Source organism: Serratia sarumanii, from assembly GCF_029962605.1.
Taxonomy (GTDB): domain Bacteria; phylum Pseudomonadota; class Gammaproteobacteria; order Enterobacterales; family Enterobacteriaceae; genus Serratia; species Serratia sarumanii.
Genome location: NZ_CP124750.1, coordinates 742,084 through 756,160 on the forward strand (window position 1 = coordinate 742,084; position 14,077 = coordinate 756,160).

12 protein-coding genes are annotated in these 14,077 nt (G+C 61.7%); all 12 read left to right on the plus strand.

Annotated elements, in window-relative coordinates; all coding sequences use genetic code 11:
• Window positions 1-580: 580 nt before the first annotated feature.
• The 12 genes from mraZ (at window position 581) to SSARUM_RS03460 (ending at window position 14,076) form a co-directional block, all read left to right on the plus strand.
• The gene (gene mraZ / locus SSARUM_RS03405) at window positions 581-1,039 is read left to right on the plus strand and encodes a division/cell wall cluster transcriptional repressor MraZ (RefSeq protein ID WP_025159638.1); all 459 of its coding nucleotides are present in this window, start codon (window positions 581-583) and stop codon (window positions 1,037-1,039) included.
• A 2-nt stretch (window positions 1,040-1,041) separates the two neighbouring features.
• Window positions 1,042-1,983 carry a 16S rRNA (cytosine(1402)-N(4))-methyltransferase RsmH gene (gene rsmH, locus SSARUM_RS03410; RefSeq protein ID WP_049200285.1) on the plus strand — a complete coding sequence of 314 codons (942 nt, stop codon included), beginning with the start codon at window positions 1,042-1,044 and terminating at the stop codon, window positions 1,981-1,983.
• Window positions 1,980-2,300: a cell division protein FtsL gene (gene ftsL / locus SSARUM_RS03415; protein WP_012005204.1), complete on the plus strand. Its 321-nt coding sequence runs from the start codon at window positions 1,980-1,982 to the stop codon at window positions 2,298-2,300. Before rsmH ends, ftsL begins: the two co-directional genes overlap by 4 nt.
• Before the next feature lie 42 nt (window positions 2,301-2,342).
• Window positions 2,343-4,106: a peptidoglycan glycosyltransferase FtsI gene (locus tag SSARUM_RS03420; RefSeq protein WP_004932790.1), complete on the plus strand. Its 1,764-nt coding sequence runs from the start codon at window positions 2,343-2,345 to the stop codon at window positions 4,104-4,106.
• On the plus strand, window positions 4,093-5,580 hold the full coding sequence (gene murE, locus SSARUM_RS03425) for a UDP-N-acetylmuramoyl-L-alanyl-D-glutamate--2,6-diaminopimelate ligase (protein WP_060388130.1): 1,488 nt from the start codon (window positions 4,093-4,095) through the stop codon (window positions 5,578-5,580). The genes SSARUM_RS03420 and murE overlap by 14 nt, the downstream gene beginning before the upstream one ends.
• The gene (gene murF, locus SSARUM_RS03430; protein ID WP_060388129.1) at window positions 5,577-6,938 is read left to right on the plus strand and encodes a UDP-N-acetylmuramoyl-tripeptide--D-alanyl-D-alanine ligase; all 1,362 of its coding nucleotides are present in this window, start codon (window positions 5,577-5,579) and stop codon (window positions 6,936-6,938) included. The genes murE and murF overlap by 4 nt, the downstream gene beginning before the upstream one ends.
• A complete protein-coding gene (gene mraY, locus SSARUM_RS03435; protein WP_004932782.1) occupies window positions 6,932-8,014 on the plus strand; it encodes a phospho-N-acetylmuramoyl-pentapeptide-transferase in 1,083 nt (360 codons plus the stop codon). Before murF ends, mraY begins: the two co-directional genes overlap by 7 nt.
• 2 nt (window positions 8,015-8,016) lie before the next feature.
• A complete protein-coding gene (murD, locus tag SSARUM_RS03440) occupies window positions 8,017-9,336 on the plus strand; it encodes a UDP-N-acetylmuramoyl-L-alanine--D-glutamate ligase (RefSeq protein ID WP_060388128.1) in 1,320 nt (439 codons plus the stop codon).
• Entirely contained in the window at window positions 9,333-10,535 is a 1,203-nt protein-coding gene (gene ftsW / locus SSARUM_RS03445) for a cell division protein FtsW (protein ID WP_004932776.1), read from the plus strand. The genes murD and ftsW overlap by 4 nt, the downstream gene beginning before the upstream one ends.
• Before the next feature lie 3 nt (window positions 10,536-10,538).
• Window positions 10,539-11,603 carry an undecaprenyldiphospho-muramoylpentapeptide beta-N-acetylglucosaminyltransferase gene (gene murG, locus SSARUM_RS03450; protein WP_004932773.1) on the plus strand — a complete coding sequence of 355 codons (1,065 nt, stop codon included), beginning with the start codon at window positions 10,539-10,541 and terminating at the stop codon, window positions 11,601-11,603.
• 84 nt (window positions 11,604-11,687) lie between these two features.
• Window positions 11,688-13,163 (plus strand): UDP-N-acetylmuramate--L-alanine ligase, encoded by a 1,476-nt coding sequence (gene murC, locus SSARUM_RS03455; protein ID WP_025301571.1) that lies wholly within the window; start codon window positions 11,688-11,690, stop codon window positions 13,161-13,163.
• Window positions 13,156-14,076, plus strand: a complete 921-nt coding sequence (locus tag SSARUM_RS03460) for a D-alanine--D-alanine ligase (protein ID WP_033641257.1) — start codon at window positions 13,156-13,158, stop codon at window positions 14,074-14,076. Before murC ends, SSARUM_RS03460 begins: the two co-directional genes overlap by 8 nt.
• Window position 14,077 lies beyond the last annotated feature (1 nt).

A 14,077-nucleotide genomic window follows, 5' to 3' on the forward strand; every position in this document is an offset into this window, starting at 1 on the left:
GTAAGAAAATGAAACCATAATTGTAAACAGGTATTTTGGGAATAATCTTACCAAATTGATTTAAATCGAAATTACTTCTGCTCGTAATATCCGAACCATTTATTTTTATCGCGGCCGCATCACGGCCGTGCAAATTGAAGTAAAATAGCGCCCGGTTTTACGGTGAATAACGATTGAGCGTTATTAACTCAAGGAGTTATGGCCTTATTCCGCGATCGGCTCGCCCAACGCCGAGCCTTGGCGGGCGCGGCTCGCCAGCGGTTACCGCACTGAGATTGCCGAGCTGAAAAATGAGACATGGCTTGCAGAAGGAAGTAATGAGTTAATTAATCGCCAGTTCGTCAGGTTTTTAATCAGATTCTTTCCGCTTAGAAAATTCTCTCCGTTTATCATGGTGTTAATTTTTAATCGTCGAATAATCAGAGTTTCTTTCGCGAGTCAGCTCCCAAAATGACCAGAGAAATATTGCCAAAGCGCTGGCGCTCTGGCTTGACAAGGTTTTCATACCCTCCGTAAACTCCATTGTGTGGGAATTTGTGGGGTAAAGTGGTGAAAACGGTCACTAAGGGGTAGCTCAGGAATGTTCCGTGGAGCGACGATGGTCAACCTCGACAGCAAAGGGCGGCTTGCCGTACCTACCCGATATCGGGAATTGCTCAACGAGGAATCGCAAGGCCAAATGGTCTGTACCATTGACCTCCATCAGCCCTGCCTGCTGCTTTATCCTTTGCCCGAATGGGAAATTATTGAACAAAAATTATCACGTCTGTCGAGCATGAATCCCGCCGAGCGCCGCGTTCAGCGCCTGCTGCTGGGGCATGCCAGTGAGTGTCAGATGGATAGTGCCGGTCGTTTGCTGCTCGCCAATACGCTGCGGCAACACGCCGGGCTCACGAAAGAAGTGATGCTGGTCGGGCAGTTCAACAAGTTTGAACTGTGGGATGAACAGACCTGGTATCAACAAGTCAAGGATGATATTGACGCTGAACAGTCGACTCAGGAACCGTTGTCTGAGCGGCTACAGGACTTGTCGCTATAAGCATGTTGGAAAACTATAAACACACCACCGTCCTGCTGGACGAAGCCGTCAACGGCCTCAACATCCGCAGCAACGGCATATATATCGACGGTACTTTTGGTCGCGGTGGCCATTCTCGTCTGATTCTGTCCCAGCTGGGGCCGGAAGGGCGCTTGCTGGCGATTGACCGTGACCCTCAGGCGATTGCAGCCGCCAAATCTATTGAAGATCCTCGTTTTACCATCGTACACGGCCCATTCTCCGAGTTGTCGCACTACGTGCGGGAACGTGAATTGGTGGGCAAGATCGACGGCGTTCTGCTCGATCTGGGCGTTTCTTCGCCGCAGCTTGACGACGCAGAGCGCGGGTTCTCCTTTATGCGCGACGGTCCGCTGGACATGCGCATGGATCCTTCCACCGGCCTGTCCGCCGCAGAGTGGCTGATGAAGGCCGAAGCGGACGACATCGCCTGGGTGCTGAAAACCTTTGGCGAAGAGCGTTTCGCCAAGCGCATCGCACGCGCCATCGTGGAAAGAAACCGCGTGGAGCCGATGACGCGCACCAAAGAGTTGGCGGATCTGATTGCCGATGCCAGCCCGTTCCGTGAAAAGCACAAGCATCCGGCGACGCGCAGCTTCCAGGCGATTCGTATCTATATCAACAGCGAGCTGGAAGAGATCGAGCGTGCGCTCGACGGCGCGCTGGAAGTGCTGGCCCCACAGGGCCGTTTGTCGATCATCAGCTTCCACTCGCTGGAAGACCGCATCGTCAAACGCTTTATGCGTCACCATAGCCGCGGCGCCCAGGTGCCGGCGGGCATTCCGTTGACCGAAGAGCAACTGCGCAGCATGGGCGGGCGAACGCTGAAAGCGCTGGGCAAAATGATGCCTTCGGAAGCGGAAGTGGCGGACAACCCGCGTGCGCGCAGCTCGGTGCTGCGTATTGCTGAGAGGATGCCCGCGTGATCGGCAACGAACGTCACGGCCTGGTCGGGGTGATTGGCGGCGATCTGCTGCGCAATGCCAAGATCCCCCTGATTTTACTGATTGCGTCACTGGTCTCCGCGGTTTTCGTGGTGACCACCGCGCACCGCACCCGCCTGCTGACCGCCGAGCGCGAACAGCTGGTGCTGGAGCGCGATGCGCTGGATATCGAGTGGCGCAACCTGATTTTAGAAGAGAACGCCCTCGGCGATCACAGCCGGGTTGAACGTATCGCGACAGAAAAACTGCAGATGCAACACGTTGATCCATCGCAGGAAAATATCATCGTTAAACAATGAATGGTTTAACCGGAATAATGACACGGAGTAGAAAGGAAACGCATGAAAGCAGCGCGCCCCGGTAAGTTGAGACGCCAGGAAGATCAGGCCAGCTTTGTCAGCTGGCGTTTTGCGTTGCTGTGCGGCTGCATTTTGCTGGCGATGGTCGGCCTGATGCTGCGCGTCGCGTACCTGCAGGTCATCAACCCCGATCGTCTGGTGAAAGAAGGCGACATGCGTTCGCTACGCGTGCAGGAAGTACCGACCGCGCGCGGCATGATCAGCGATCGCGCCGGCCGGCCGTTGGCGGTCAGCGTGCCGGTCAATGCGGTGTGGGCGGATCCGAAAGAGCTGAACGAGCGCGGCGGCATCACGCTGGACAGCCGTTGGAAAGCGCTTTCCGATGCGCTGAACATCCCGCTGGACCAACTCTCAAACCGCATCAACGCTAACCCGAAAGGGCGCTTCGTTTATCTGGCGCGCCAGGTGAACCCGGCGATCGGCGACTACATCCACAAACTCAAGCTGCCGGGGATCTACCTGCGGCAGGAGTCGCGCCGGTACTACCCGGCGGGGCAGGTGACGTCGCATATCATCGGCGTGACCAATATCGACGGGCAAGGCATCGAAGGCGTCGAGAAGAGCTTCGACCGCTGGCTGACCGGGCAACCGGGCGAGAGAACGGTGCGTAAGGACCGCTTCGGCCGGGTGATCGAAGATATTTCCTCCGTCGACAGCCAGGCGGCGCACAACCTGGTGCTGAGCGTCGATGAACGCCTGCAGGCGCTGGTGTATCGCGAGCTGAACAACGCGGTGGCGTTCAACAAGGCCGAGTCGGGCACCGCGGTGCTGATCGACGTGAACACCGGCGAAGTGCTGGCGATGGCCAACAGCCCGTCTTACAACCCGAACAACATGGCCGGTACGCCGAAAGAGACCATGCGTAACCGTGCTATCACCGATATTTTTGAACCCGGTTCAACCGTGAAGCCGATGGTGGTGATGACCGCGCTGCAAAACGGCGTGGTGAGAGAAAACAGCGTGCTGAACACCATCCCGTACCGCATTCAGGGCCACGAGATCAAAGACGTGGCGCGGTACTCGGAGCTGTCATTGACCGGGATCTTGCAGAAGTCGAGTAACGTCGGTGTTTCAAAGCTGGCGTTAGCGATGCCGTCCTCAGCGTTAGTAGATACTTACTCTCGTTTTGGGCTGGGAAAAGCGACCAATTTGGGGCTGGTCGGAGAAAGCAGTGGCATATACCCAAAAAAACAACGGTGGTCTGACATAGAGAGGGCCACCTTCTCTTTCGGCTACGGGCTGATGGTAACTCCGTTACAGTTGGCGCGAGTCTATGCAACGATCGGCAGCCTGGGCGTATATCGTCCATTGTCGATCACCAAGGTTGACCCTCCGGTCGCCGGCGAACGCGTTTTCCCTGAACCTCTGGTGCGTACCGTGGTGCACATGATGGAAAGCGTGGCCCTGCCGGGCGGCGGCGGCGTGAAAGCCGCCATCAAGGGATACCGTATCGCCATCAAAACCGGTACCGCGAAAAAAGTGGGCCCGGACGGCAAATACGTCAACCGATACATCGCTTATACCGCCGGCGTCGCGCCGGCAAGTAACCCCCGTTTTGCCCTGGTGGTCGTCATCAATGACCCGCAGGGTGGGAAATACTATGGTGGCGCAATCTCCGCGCCGGTGTTCGGCGCCATCATGGGCGGCGTATTGCGCACCATGAACGTCGAGCCTGACGCGTTGCCTACCGGTGACAAAAGCGAATTAGTGATTAACAAGAAAGAGGGTTCAGGTGGCAGATCGTAATTTGCGCGACTTACTCGCCCCGTGGGTGCCGACGGCACCCGGGCGCGCGCTGCGGGAAATGACATTAGACAGCCGTGTGGCGGCTGCCGGGGATCTGTTTGTCGCCGTTGTCGGCCATCAAACGGATGGACGCCGCTATATTCCGCAGGCCATCGCGCAGGGCGTCGCCGCCGTGATCGCCGAAGCTGACGGTCAGGCCGAAGACGGCGCCATCGTTGAAATGCACGGCGTGCCGGTGATCTACCTGAGCCAACTGAACCAGCGCCTTTCCGCGCTGGCCGGGCGTTTTTACCACCAGCCGGGCGAGCGTCTGCGTTTGGTCGGCGTGACCGGCACCAACGGCAAAACCACCACTACGCAGCTGCTGGCGCAGTGGAGCCAACTGCTGGGCGAAACCAGCGCGGTGATGGGCACCGTCGGCAACGGCCTGCTGGGCCAGGTGTGCCCGACCGAGAATACCACCGGTTCTGCGGTGGATGTTCAACACGTATTAAACGAGCTGGCGGAACAGGGCGCGACCTTCGCCGCCATGGAAGTTTCTTCCCACGGTCTGGTGCAACACCGGGTGGCGGCGCTGCCGTTCGCCGCGGCGGTCTTCACCAACCTGAGCCGCGATCACCTGGATTACCACGGTGATATGGCCAATTACGAGGCGGCCAAATGGTCGCTGTTCGCCGCCCACAGCGTGGGGCAGGCGATCATCAACGCCGACGATGAAGTCGGTCAGCGCTGGCTGAGAAAGCTGCCGGATGCGGTGGCGGTGACGATGCAGGGCAACCTGCAGCCGGGCTGCCACGGCCGCTGGCTGAAAACCACGGCGATCGACTATCACGACAACGGCGCCACGGTTCGCTTCAGCTCCAGCTGGGGCGACGGCGAGATCGAAAGCCGCCTGATGGGCGCGTTCAACGTCAGCAACCTGCTGTTGGCCTTGGCGACGCTGCTGTCGCTGGGCTATCCGCTGGAGGCGCTGGTGGAAACCGGCAGCCGTCTGCAGCCGGTCTGCGGCCGCATGGAAGTGTTTAACGCGCCGGGCAAACCGACGGTAGTGGTGGATTACGCCCACACGCCGGATGCGCTGGAGAAAGCGCTGGAAGCCGCGCGCCTGCACTGCCAGGGGCAGCTGTGGTGCGTGTTCGGCTGCGGCGGCGATCGCGACAAGGGCAAGCGTCCGCTGATGGGCGGCATCGCCGAACAGTTCGCCGATCGCGTGGTGATCACCGATGACAACCCGCGTACCGAAGAGCCGCGCGCGATTATCAACGATATCCTGACTGGATTGCTGGACGCCGGGCAGGCGCTGGTGATCCACGGCCGCGCCGAAGCGGTAACCAGCGCCATCATGCAGGCGCAGGAACAGGACGTGGTGTTGGTGGCGGGCAAAGGCCACGAAGATTACCAATTGGTAGGCAACCGCCGCCTGGATTACTCCGACCGCACGACGGTCGCCCGACTGCTGGGGGTGCTGGCATGAGCCCTGTCTCTCTTCAGACACTGGCTGAGGTATTGAGCGCTGAGCTGATTGGCGCCGATTGCCAAATTGTCGAGGTGACGACAGACACCCGCAAGGTGACCGCCGGTTGCCTGTTTGTGGCGCTGAAAGGCGAGCGTTTCGACGCCCACGACTTCGCGGCGGATGCCGTAGCCGCAGGCGCCGGGGCGCTGCTGGTCAGTAAGCGCTTATTGGTGGACGTGCCGCAGCTGGTAGTGCAAGACACCCGTCTGGCGCTGGGGCAGCTTGGCGCCTGGGTGCGTCAGCAGGTGCCGGCGCGCGTGGTGGCGCTGACCGGTTCCTCGGGCAAGACCTCGGTGAAAGAAATGACCGCCGCCATTCTGCGCGAATGCGGCGAAGTGCTATATACCGCCGGCAACTTCAATAACGACATCGGCGTGCCGCTGACGTTGCTGCGTCTGGAACCGCAACATGATTTTGCCGTGATTGAGCTGGGCGCTAACCATATTGGCGAAATCGCTTACACCACCGCATTGACGCGGCCGCAGACCGCTTTGGTGAACAACCTGGCGGCGGCTCACCTGGAAGGCTTTGGCTCGCTGGCCGGCGTCGCCCAGGCGAAAGGTGAAATCTTTACCGGCCTGCCGGCCGACGGCGTGGCGATCATCAACGCCGATAACAACGACTGGCCGCACTGGCAGAACATGCTGGGCGGCAAAACCGTCTGGCGCTTCTCGCCGCAGGCTGCCGAAGGCGTGGACTTCTTCGCGGATAACGTGCGGGTAAACGGCGCGGGCACGCAGTTCACGCTGCACAGCCCGTTCGGCACCGCCGAGATCGCGCTGCCGCTGCCGGGGCGCCACAACGTGGCCAATGCGCTGGCGGCGACGGCGCTGGCGATGTCGGTGGGCGCCACCCTCGAAGCGGTGCGTCAGGGGCTGAAACAGCTGCAGGCGGTGCCGGGGCGTCTGTTCCCGGTGGCGCTGGCCGAAGGCAAGCTGCTGCTGGACGACAGCTATAACGCCAACGTCGGGTCGATGACCGCGGCGGCGCAGGTGCTGGCGGAAATGCCGGGCTACCGCGTAATGGTGGTCGGCGATATGGCCGAGCTGGGTGCGGAAGCGGAAGAGTGTCACCGTCAGGTGGGCGAAGCCGCCCGTCTGGCCGGCGTCGACAAAGTGATCAGCGTCGGCGGTTTGAGCCGCGTGCTGAGCGAAGCGTCCGGCAACGGCGAACATTATCAGGACAAGACTGCAGTGATCGCGCGCGTGGCGGAATTACTGTCGGAACATGCGGTCATTACCGTGTTAATCAAAGGTTCACGTAGTGCCGCAATGGAGCAGGTAGTACGCGCGTTACAGGAGAAAGCACCATGTTAGTTTGGCTGGCCGAGCATTTGGTCAAGTATTACTCAGGCTTCAACGTCTTTTCTTATCTGACGTTCCGAGCCATTGTCAGCCTGCTGACCGCGCTGTTCCTGTCGCTGTGGATGGGCCCGCGGGTGATCAAGCGCCTGCAAGAAATGTCCTTCGGCCAGGTGGTGCGTAACGACGGCCCCGAGTCGCACTTCAGCAAGCGCGGCACGCCGACCATGGGCGGCATCATGATCCTGACCTCCATCACCATTTCGGTGCTGATGTGGGCTTACCCGTCCAACCCGTATGTCTGGTGCGTGCTGTTCGTGCTGGTGGGGTACGGCATCGTCGGCTTCGTCGACGACTACCGCAAGGTGGTGCGTAAGGACACCAAAGGGCTGATCGCCCGCTGGAAGTATTTCTGGCAGTCGGTGATTGCGCTGATTGTCGCATTCGCCATGTACGCCGTAGGAAAAGACACGCCAGCCACCGAGCTGGTTGTGCCGTTCTTTAAGGACGTGATGCCGCAGCTGGGCCTGCTGTATATCCTGCTGGCCTATTTCGTCATCGTCGGCACCAGCAACGCGGTCAACCTGACCGATGGCCTGGACGGCCTGGCGATCATGCCGACGGTATTCGTGGCGGCCGGCTTCGCGCTGGTGGCCTGGGCGACCGGTAACATGAACTTCGCCAACTACCTGCATATTCCGTATCTGCGTCATGCCGGTGAGCTGGTGATCGTGTGTACCGCCATCGTCGGCGCCGGCCTCGGGTTCCTGTGGTTCAACACTTACCCGGCCCAGGTATTTATGGGCGACGTCGGTTCGTTGGCGCTGGGCGGCGCGCTGGGCACCATCGCGGTGCTGCTGCGTCAGGAGTTCTTGTTGGTGATCATGGGCGGCGTATTCGTGGTAGAGACGCTGTCGGTGATCCTGCAGGTGGGATCGTTCAAGCTGCGCGGGCAACGCATTTTCCGCATGGCGCCGATTCACCACCACTATGAATTGAAAGGCTGGCCGGAGCCGCGCGTTATCGTGCGCTTCTGGATCATTTCGCTGATGCTGGTGCTGATTGGCCTGGCAACGCTGAAGGTGCGTTAATCATGGCAGACTATCAGGGTAGAAAAGTCGTCATCATCGGGTTGGGCCTCACTGGCCTGTCCTGTGTCGATTTCTTCATGGCGCGCGGCGTGACGCCGCGCGTGATGGATACCCGTATCGCGCCGCCAGGGTTGGACAAACTGCCTGAAAGCGTGGAGCGCCATCTGGGCGATCTGAATCAGGACTGGCTGCTGGCGGCGGATCTGATCGTCGCCAGTCCGGGCGTCGCGCTGGCGACCCCGGCATTGAGCGCCGCGGCGGACGCCGGCGTGGAAATCGTCGGTGACGTCGAACTGTTCTGCCGTGAAGCGCAGGCGCCGATCGTGGCGATCACCGGCTCTAACGGTAAAAGCACCGTCACCACCCTGGTGGGCGAGATGGCGAAAGCCGCCGGTTGGGCGGTGGGCGTGGGCGGCAATATCGGCCTGCCGGCGCTGAGCCTGCTGCGCCAGGAATGCCAGCTTTACGTGCTGGAGTTGTCCAGCTTCCAGCTGGAAACGACGTATAGCCTGCGGGCGGCGGCGGCGACCATCCTGAACGTGACCGAAGATCATATGGATCGCTATCCGTTCGGCCTGCAGCAGTATCGCGGCGCCAAGCTGCGCGTGTATGAAAACGCCGCGGTGTGCGTGGTGAACGCCGACGATGCGCTGACCATGCCGGTGCGCGGCGCCGACGAGCGCTGCGTCAGCTTCGGCGCCGACGTGGGCGACTATCACCTGAACCGTCAGCAGGGGGAAACTTGGCTGCGGGTGCGCGGTGAGAAAGTGCTGAATACGCGCGAGATGAAACTGACCGGCCGCCACAATTACACCAACGCCCTGGCGGCGCTGGCGTTGGCGGATGCGGTCAATATTCCGCGCGCGTCCAGCCTGAAGGCGCTGACCACCTTCACCGGCCTGGCGCACCGCTTCCAGCTGGCCTGGGAGAACAACGGCGTGCGTTGGATCAACGATTCCAAAGCCACCAACGTCGGCAGCACGGAAGCGGCGCTGAACGGCCTGCAGGTAGACGGCACGCTGCATCTGCTGCTGGGCGGCGACGGCAAGTCCGCCGATTTCTCGCCGCTGGCGCGCTATCTGCAGGGCGACAACGTGCGGCTGTATTGCTTTGGCCGCGATGGCGCCCAGCTGGCACAGCTGCGGCCGGAGGTGGCGACGCTGACCGAGACCATGGAGCAGGCGATGCGCGCCATCGCCGGCCGCGTACAGCCCGGCGATATGGTGTTGCTGTCGCCGGCCTGCGCCAGCCTCGATCAGTTCCGTAATTTTGAAGTGCGCGGCGATGAGTTCGCCCGCCTGGCGCAGGAGCTTGGCGGATGAAACTACGCTTGCCGAACTTCGGGCTGACAGAACGGATGAAAGACTGGGTGACCGGCGCGCGCGACAACGATGCGGTCAACATGGTGCTGTACGATCGCACCCTGCTGTGGCTGACCTTCGGGTTGGCGATCATCGGCTTCGTGATGGTGACCTCGGCGTCGATGCCGATCGGCCAACGCCTGGCGGACGATCCGTTCCTGTTCGCCAAACGTGACGCGCTGTACCTCGGCCTGGCGTTCGGTCTGTCGCTGGTGACGCTGCGTATCCCGATGGAAGTTTGGCAGCGCTACAGCAACGTGATGCTGCTGATGTCGATCGTGATGCTGCTGATCGTGCTGGTGGTGGGGAGCTCGGTAAACGGGGCCTCGCGCTGGATCGCGCTCGGCCCGCTGCGTATTCAGCCGGCGGAGCTGTCCAAGCTGTCGCTGTTCTGCTACCTGGCGAGCTATCTGGTGCGCAAGGTGGAAGAGGTGCGCAGCAACTTCTGGGGCTTCTGCAAGCCGATGGGCGTAATGGTGGTGCTGGCGGTGCTGCTGCTGGCGCAGCCGGACCTCGGTACCGTGGTGGTGCTGTTCATCACCACGCTGGCGATGCTGTTCCTGGCCGGCGCGAAAATGTGGCAGTTCCTGGCGATCATCGGCTCCGGCGTGTTCGCCGTGGTGCTGCTGATCATCGCGGAACCGTACCGTATGCGCCGCGTGACCTCGTTCTGGAACCCGTGGGCCGACCCGTTCGGCAGCGGCTACCAGCTGACCCAGTCGCTGATGGCGTTTGGCCGCGGCGAGTTCTGGGGGCAGGGGCTCGGCAACTCGGTGCAGAAACTCGAGTATTTGCCGGAAGCGCACACCGACTTCATCTTCTCCATTTTGGGTGAAGAACTGGGCTATATCGGTGTGGTTTTAGCCCTGTTAATGGTATTCTTCGTCGCTTTTCGCGCGATGTCCATCGGGCGCCGCGCGCTGGAGATCGACCAACGCTTCTCCGGCTTCCTGGCCTGCGCGATCGGCGTATGGTTCAGCTTCCAGGCGCTGGTTAACGTCGGTGCCGCGGCGGGCATGCTGCCGACCAAAGGTCTGACGCTGCCGCTGATCAGTTACGGCGGTTCAAGTTTGCTGATTATGTCGACGGCCATCGTGCTGTTGCTGCGAATTGATTATGAAACGCGCCTGACCAAGGCTCAGGCGTTTGTGAAGAGGTAAGGGATGAGCGGGAAACCTAAGCGTTTAATGGTGATGGCAGGCGGTACCGGCGGGCACGTGTTCCCGGGGCTGGCGGTCGCGCATCATCTGATGGCGCAGGGCTGGCAGGTGCGCTGGCTCGGAACCGCAGACCGAATGGAAGCCGATCTGGTGCCGAAGCACGGGATCGAGATTGATTTTATCCGCATCTCCGGCCTGCGCGGCAAAGGCCTGAAGGCCCAGCTGACTGCGCCGCTGCGGATCTGGCAGGCGGTGCGCCAGGCGAAAGCCATCATGCGCAGCTATCAGCCGGACGTGGTGCTGGGGATGGGTGGTTACGTTTCCGGCCCCGGCGGCCTGGCGGCCTGGCAGTGCGGCATCCCGGTGGTGCTGCACGAGCAGAACGGCATCGCCGGCTTGACCAACCGCTGGCTGGCGCGCATCGCCGCCAAAGTGATGCAGGCCTTCCCCGGCGCGTTCCCGAACGCCGAGGTGGTGGGCAACCCGGTACGTACCGACGTGTTGGCGCTGCCGTTGCCGGCGGAGCGGTTGCAAGGACGCGAAGGCCCGATCCGCGTGCTGGTGATTGGCGGAAGTCAGGGCGCGCGCGTGCTGAATCAGACAGTTCCTGAAGTCGCGGCGCGTTTGGGCGATAGAATTACGCTCTGGCATCAGGTTGGCAAGGGCGCGCTGGAAACGGTGCTGCGCGACTACGAAAGGGTAGGGCAGACGCAGCACAAGGTGACCGAGTTCATCGACGACATGGCCGCCGCCTACGCCTGGGCCGACGTGGTGGTCTGCCGCTCCGGCGCGTTGACCGTCAGCGAAATCGCGGCGGCGGGGCTGCCGGCGATCTTCGTGCCGTTCATGCATAAGGATCGTCAGCAGTACTGGAACGCGCGCCCGCTGGAAGAAGCCGGCGCGGCGAAGATTATCGAACAGCCGCAGTTCAACGCCGATGTGGTGGCCGAACTGCTGGCGAGCTGGGATCGCAAGACGCTGCTGGCCATGGCCGAGAAAGCGCGCGCGGTCGCCATTCCGGACGCCACCGAGCGCGTGGCGGCGGAGCTGGTGCGGCTCGCCAAGTAACGAGTGCAGGGGTTCGGTGCGCCGAACCTGAATAAAAGCAATGTGATGTAGGGCCGGGGTACCGGATCCGGATTAGAGAGAGTGATGAATACACAACAACTGGCGAAACTACGTACTATCGTGCCCGAGATGCGTCGCGTCCGGCACATTCACTTTGTCGGCATCGGTGGTGCCGGCATGGGTGGTATCGCCGAAGTGTTGGCAAACGAAGGGTATCAGATCAGCGGCTCCGACCTGGCGCCGAATCCGGTCACCCAACAGTTGAGCGCGCTCGGGGCGACGATTTACTTCAATCACCGTCCGGAAAACGTGCTGGATGCGAGCGTGGTAGTGGTGTCTACCGCCATCTCCGCCGACAACCCGGAGATCGTCGCCGCCCGTGAAGCGCGCATCCCGGTGATCCGCCGCGCAGAGATGCTGGCGGAGCTGATGCGTTTTCGCCACGGCATCGCTATCGCCGGCACGCACGGCAAAACCACCACCACGGCGATGGTCTCGAGCATTTACGCCGAAGCCCGCCTGGACCCGACCTTTGTCAACGGCGGGCTGGTGAAGGCGGCGGGCACCCATGCGCGACTGGGGTCCAGCCGTTATCTGATCGCGGAAGCGGATGAGAGCGATGCGTCGTTCCTGCATCTGCAGCCGATGGTGGCCGTGGTCACCAATATCGAAGCCGACCACATGGACACCTACCAGGGCGACTTTGAGAACCTGAAGCAGACGTTTATCAATTTCTTGCACAACCTGCCGTTCTACGGCCGCGCGGTGATGTGCATCGACGATCCGGTAGTGCGCGAGCTGTTGCCGCGCGTGGGTCGCCACATCACCACCTATGGCTTCAGTGAAGATGCCGATGTGCGCATCGAAGACTACCGGCAGATTGGGCCGCAGGGGCACTTTACCCTGAGCCGTCAGGACAAGCCGTTGCTGACGGTGACGCTGAACGCGCCGGGCCGCCACAATGCGTTGAACGCCGCAGCGGCGGTAGCGGTAGCGACCGAAGAAGGCATCGACGACGAAGATATCCTGCGCGCGCTGGCGGGCTTCCAGGGCACCGGGCGCCGCTTCGATTTCCTCGGCGAGTTCCCGCTGGAGCCGGTCAACGGCAAAGCGGGCAGCGCGATGCTGGTGGACGACTACGGCCACCATCCGACCGAAGTGGACGCCACGCTGAAAGCGGCGCGCGCCGGCTGGCCGGACAAGCGTCTGGTGATGATCTTCCAGCCGCACCGTTATACGCGCACCCGCGATCTGTACGACGATTTCGCCAACGTGCTGTCGCAGGTGGATGTGCTGCTGATGCTCGACGTGTACGCCGCCGGCGAAGCGCCGATCCCGGGCGCGGACAGCCGTTCGCTGTGCCGCACCATCCGCAGCCGCGGCAAGCTGGATCCGATCCTGGTTTCCGATGCCGATACCGTGCCGGAAACCCTGGCGCAGCTGCTGCAGGATGAAGACCTGGTGCTGGTGCAAGGCGCCGGCAACGTGGGCAAAATCGCCCGTAAACTGGCCGAGCTGAAGCTGCAGCCGCCGAAGAAAGAGGAGGAGCACCATGGCTGATAAAGTTGCAGTTCTGCTGGGCGGCACCTCCGCTGAACGTGACGTTTCCCTGCAATCCGGCGCCGCGGTGCTGGCCGGGTTGCGCGAAGCCGGTATCGATGCGCACGGCGTCGATACCCGCGATTTCCCGGTGACCCAGCTGAAAGAGCAGGGGTTCACCAAGGTGTTTATCGCGCTGCACGGGCGCGGCGGCGAGGACGGCACCCTGCAGGGGCTGCTGGAGTTCCTCGAACTGCCTTATACCGGCAGCGGCGTGATGGCCTCGGCGCTGACCATGGACAAATGGCGCACCAAGATGGTGTGGCAGTCGATGGGCTTGCCGGTGGCGCCTTACGTGGCGCTGAATCGCCAGCTGTATCTCGGCGCTGAAAAAGCAGCGCTGCTGGCGCGCGTGGCGGATCTCGGCCTGCCGCTGATCGTCAAGCCGAGCCGCGAAGGCTCCAGCGTCGGCATGAGCAAGGTCACCGAGAGCGCCGCGTTGGAAGCCGCGCTGGAAGAGGCCTTCCGTCATGACGACGATGTGCTGGTGGAGAAATGGCTGAGCGGCCCGGAATATACCGTGGCGATGCTAGGCGACCAGGTGCTGCCGTCGATCCGCATCCAGCCGGCCGGCGTGTTTTACGACTACCAGGCCAAGTACATTTCGGACGACACGCAGTACTTCTGCCCGAGCGGTTTGAGCGCCGAGCAGGAAGCCGAGATGGCGGCGTTGGCGCTGCGCGCCTATCGCGGCCTGGACTGCAGCGGCTGGGGCCGCGTCGACGTGATGCAAGACAGCGATGGCAGCTTCTATCTGCTTGAGGTGAATACCTCTCCGGGCATGACCAGTCATAGCCTGGTGCCGATGGCGGCGCGCCAGTTTGGATTAAGCTTCTCGCAGTTGGTGGCGAGAATTTTGGAGTTGGCCGACTGAT

Bases quoted from the DNA above. Each gene is read 5' to 3' on its own strand.
- SSARUM_RS03460 (WP_033641257.1), top strand. From the start codon at position 13,156: ATGGCTGATAAAGTTGCAGTTCTGCTGGGCGGCACCTCCGCTGAACGT.
- mraY (WP_004932782.1), top strand. From the start codon at position 6,932: ATGTTAGTTTGGCTGGCCGAGCATTTGGTCAAGTATTACTCAGGCTTC.
- murD (WP_060388128.1), top strand. From the start codon at position 8,017: ATGGCAGACTATCAGGGTAGAAAAGTCGTCATCATCGGGTTGGGCCTC.
- mraZ (WP_025159638.1), top strand. From the start codon at position 581: ATGTTCCGTGGAGCGACGATGGTCAACCTCGACAGCAAAGGGCGGCTT.
- murC (WP_025301571.1), top strand. From the start codon at position 11,688: ATGAATACACAACAACTGGCGAAACTACGTACTATCGTGCCCGAGATG.
- rsmH (WP_049200285.1), top strand. From the start codon at position 1,042: ATGTTGGAAAACTATAAACACACCACCGTCCTGCTGGACGAAGCCGTC.
- SSARUM_RS03420 (WP_004932790.1), top strand. From the start codon at position 2,343: ATGAAAGCAGCGCGCCCCGGTAAGTTGAGACGCCAGGAAGATCAGGCC.
- murF (WP_060388129.1), top strand. From the start codon at position 5,577: ATGAGCCCTGTCTCTCTTCAGACACTGGCTGAGGTATTGAGCGCTGAG.
- murG (WP_004932773.1), top strand. From the start codon at position 10,539: ATGAGCGGGAAACCTAAGCGTTTAATGGTGATGGCAGGCGGTACCGGC.
- ftsW (WP_004932776.1), top strand. From the start codon at position 9,333: ATGAAACTACGCTTGCCGAACTTCGGGCTGACAGAACGGATGAAAGAC.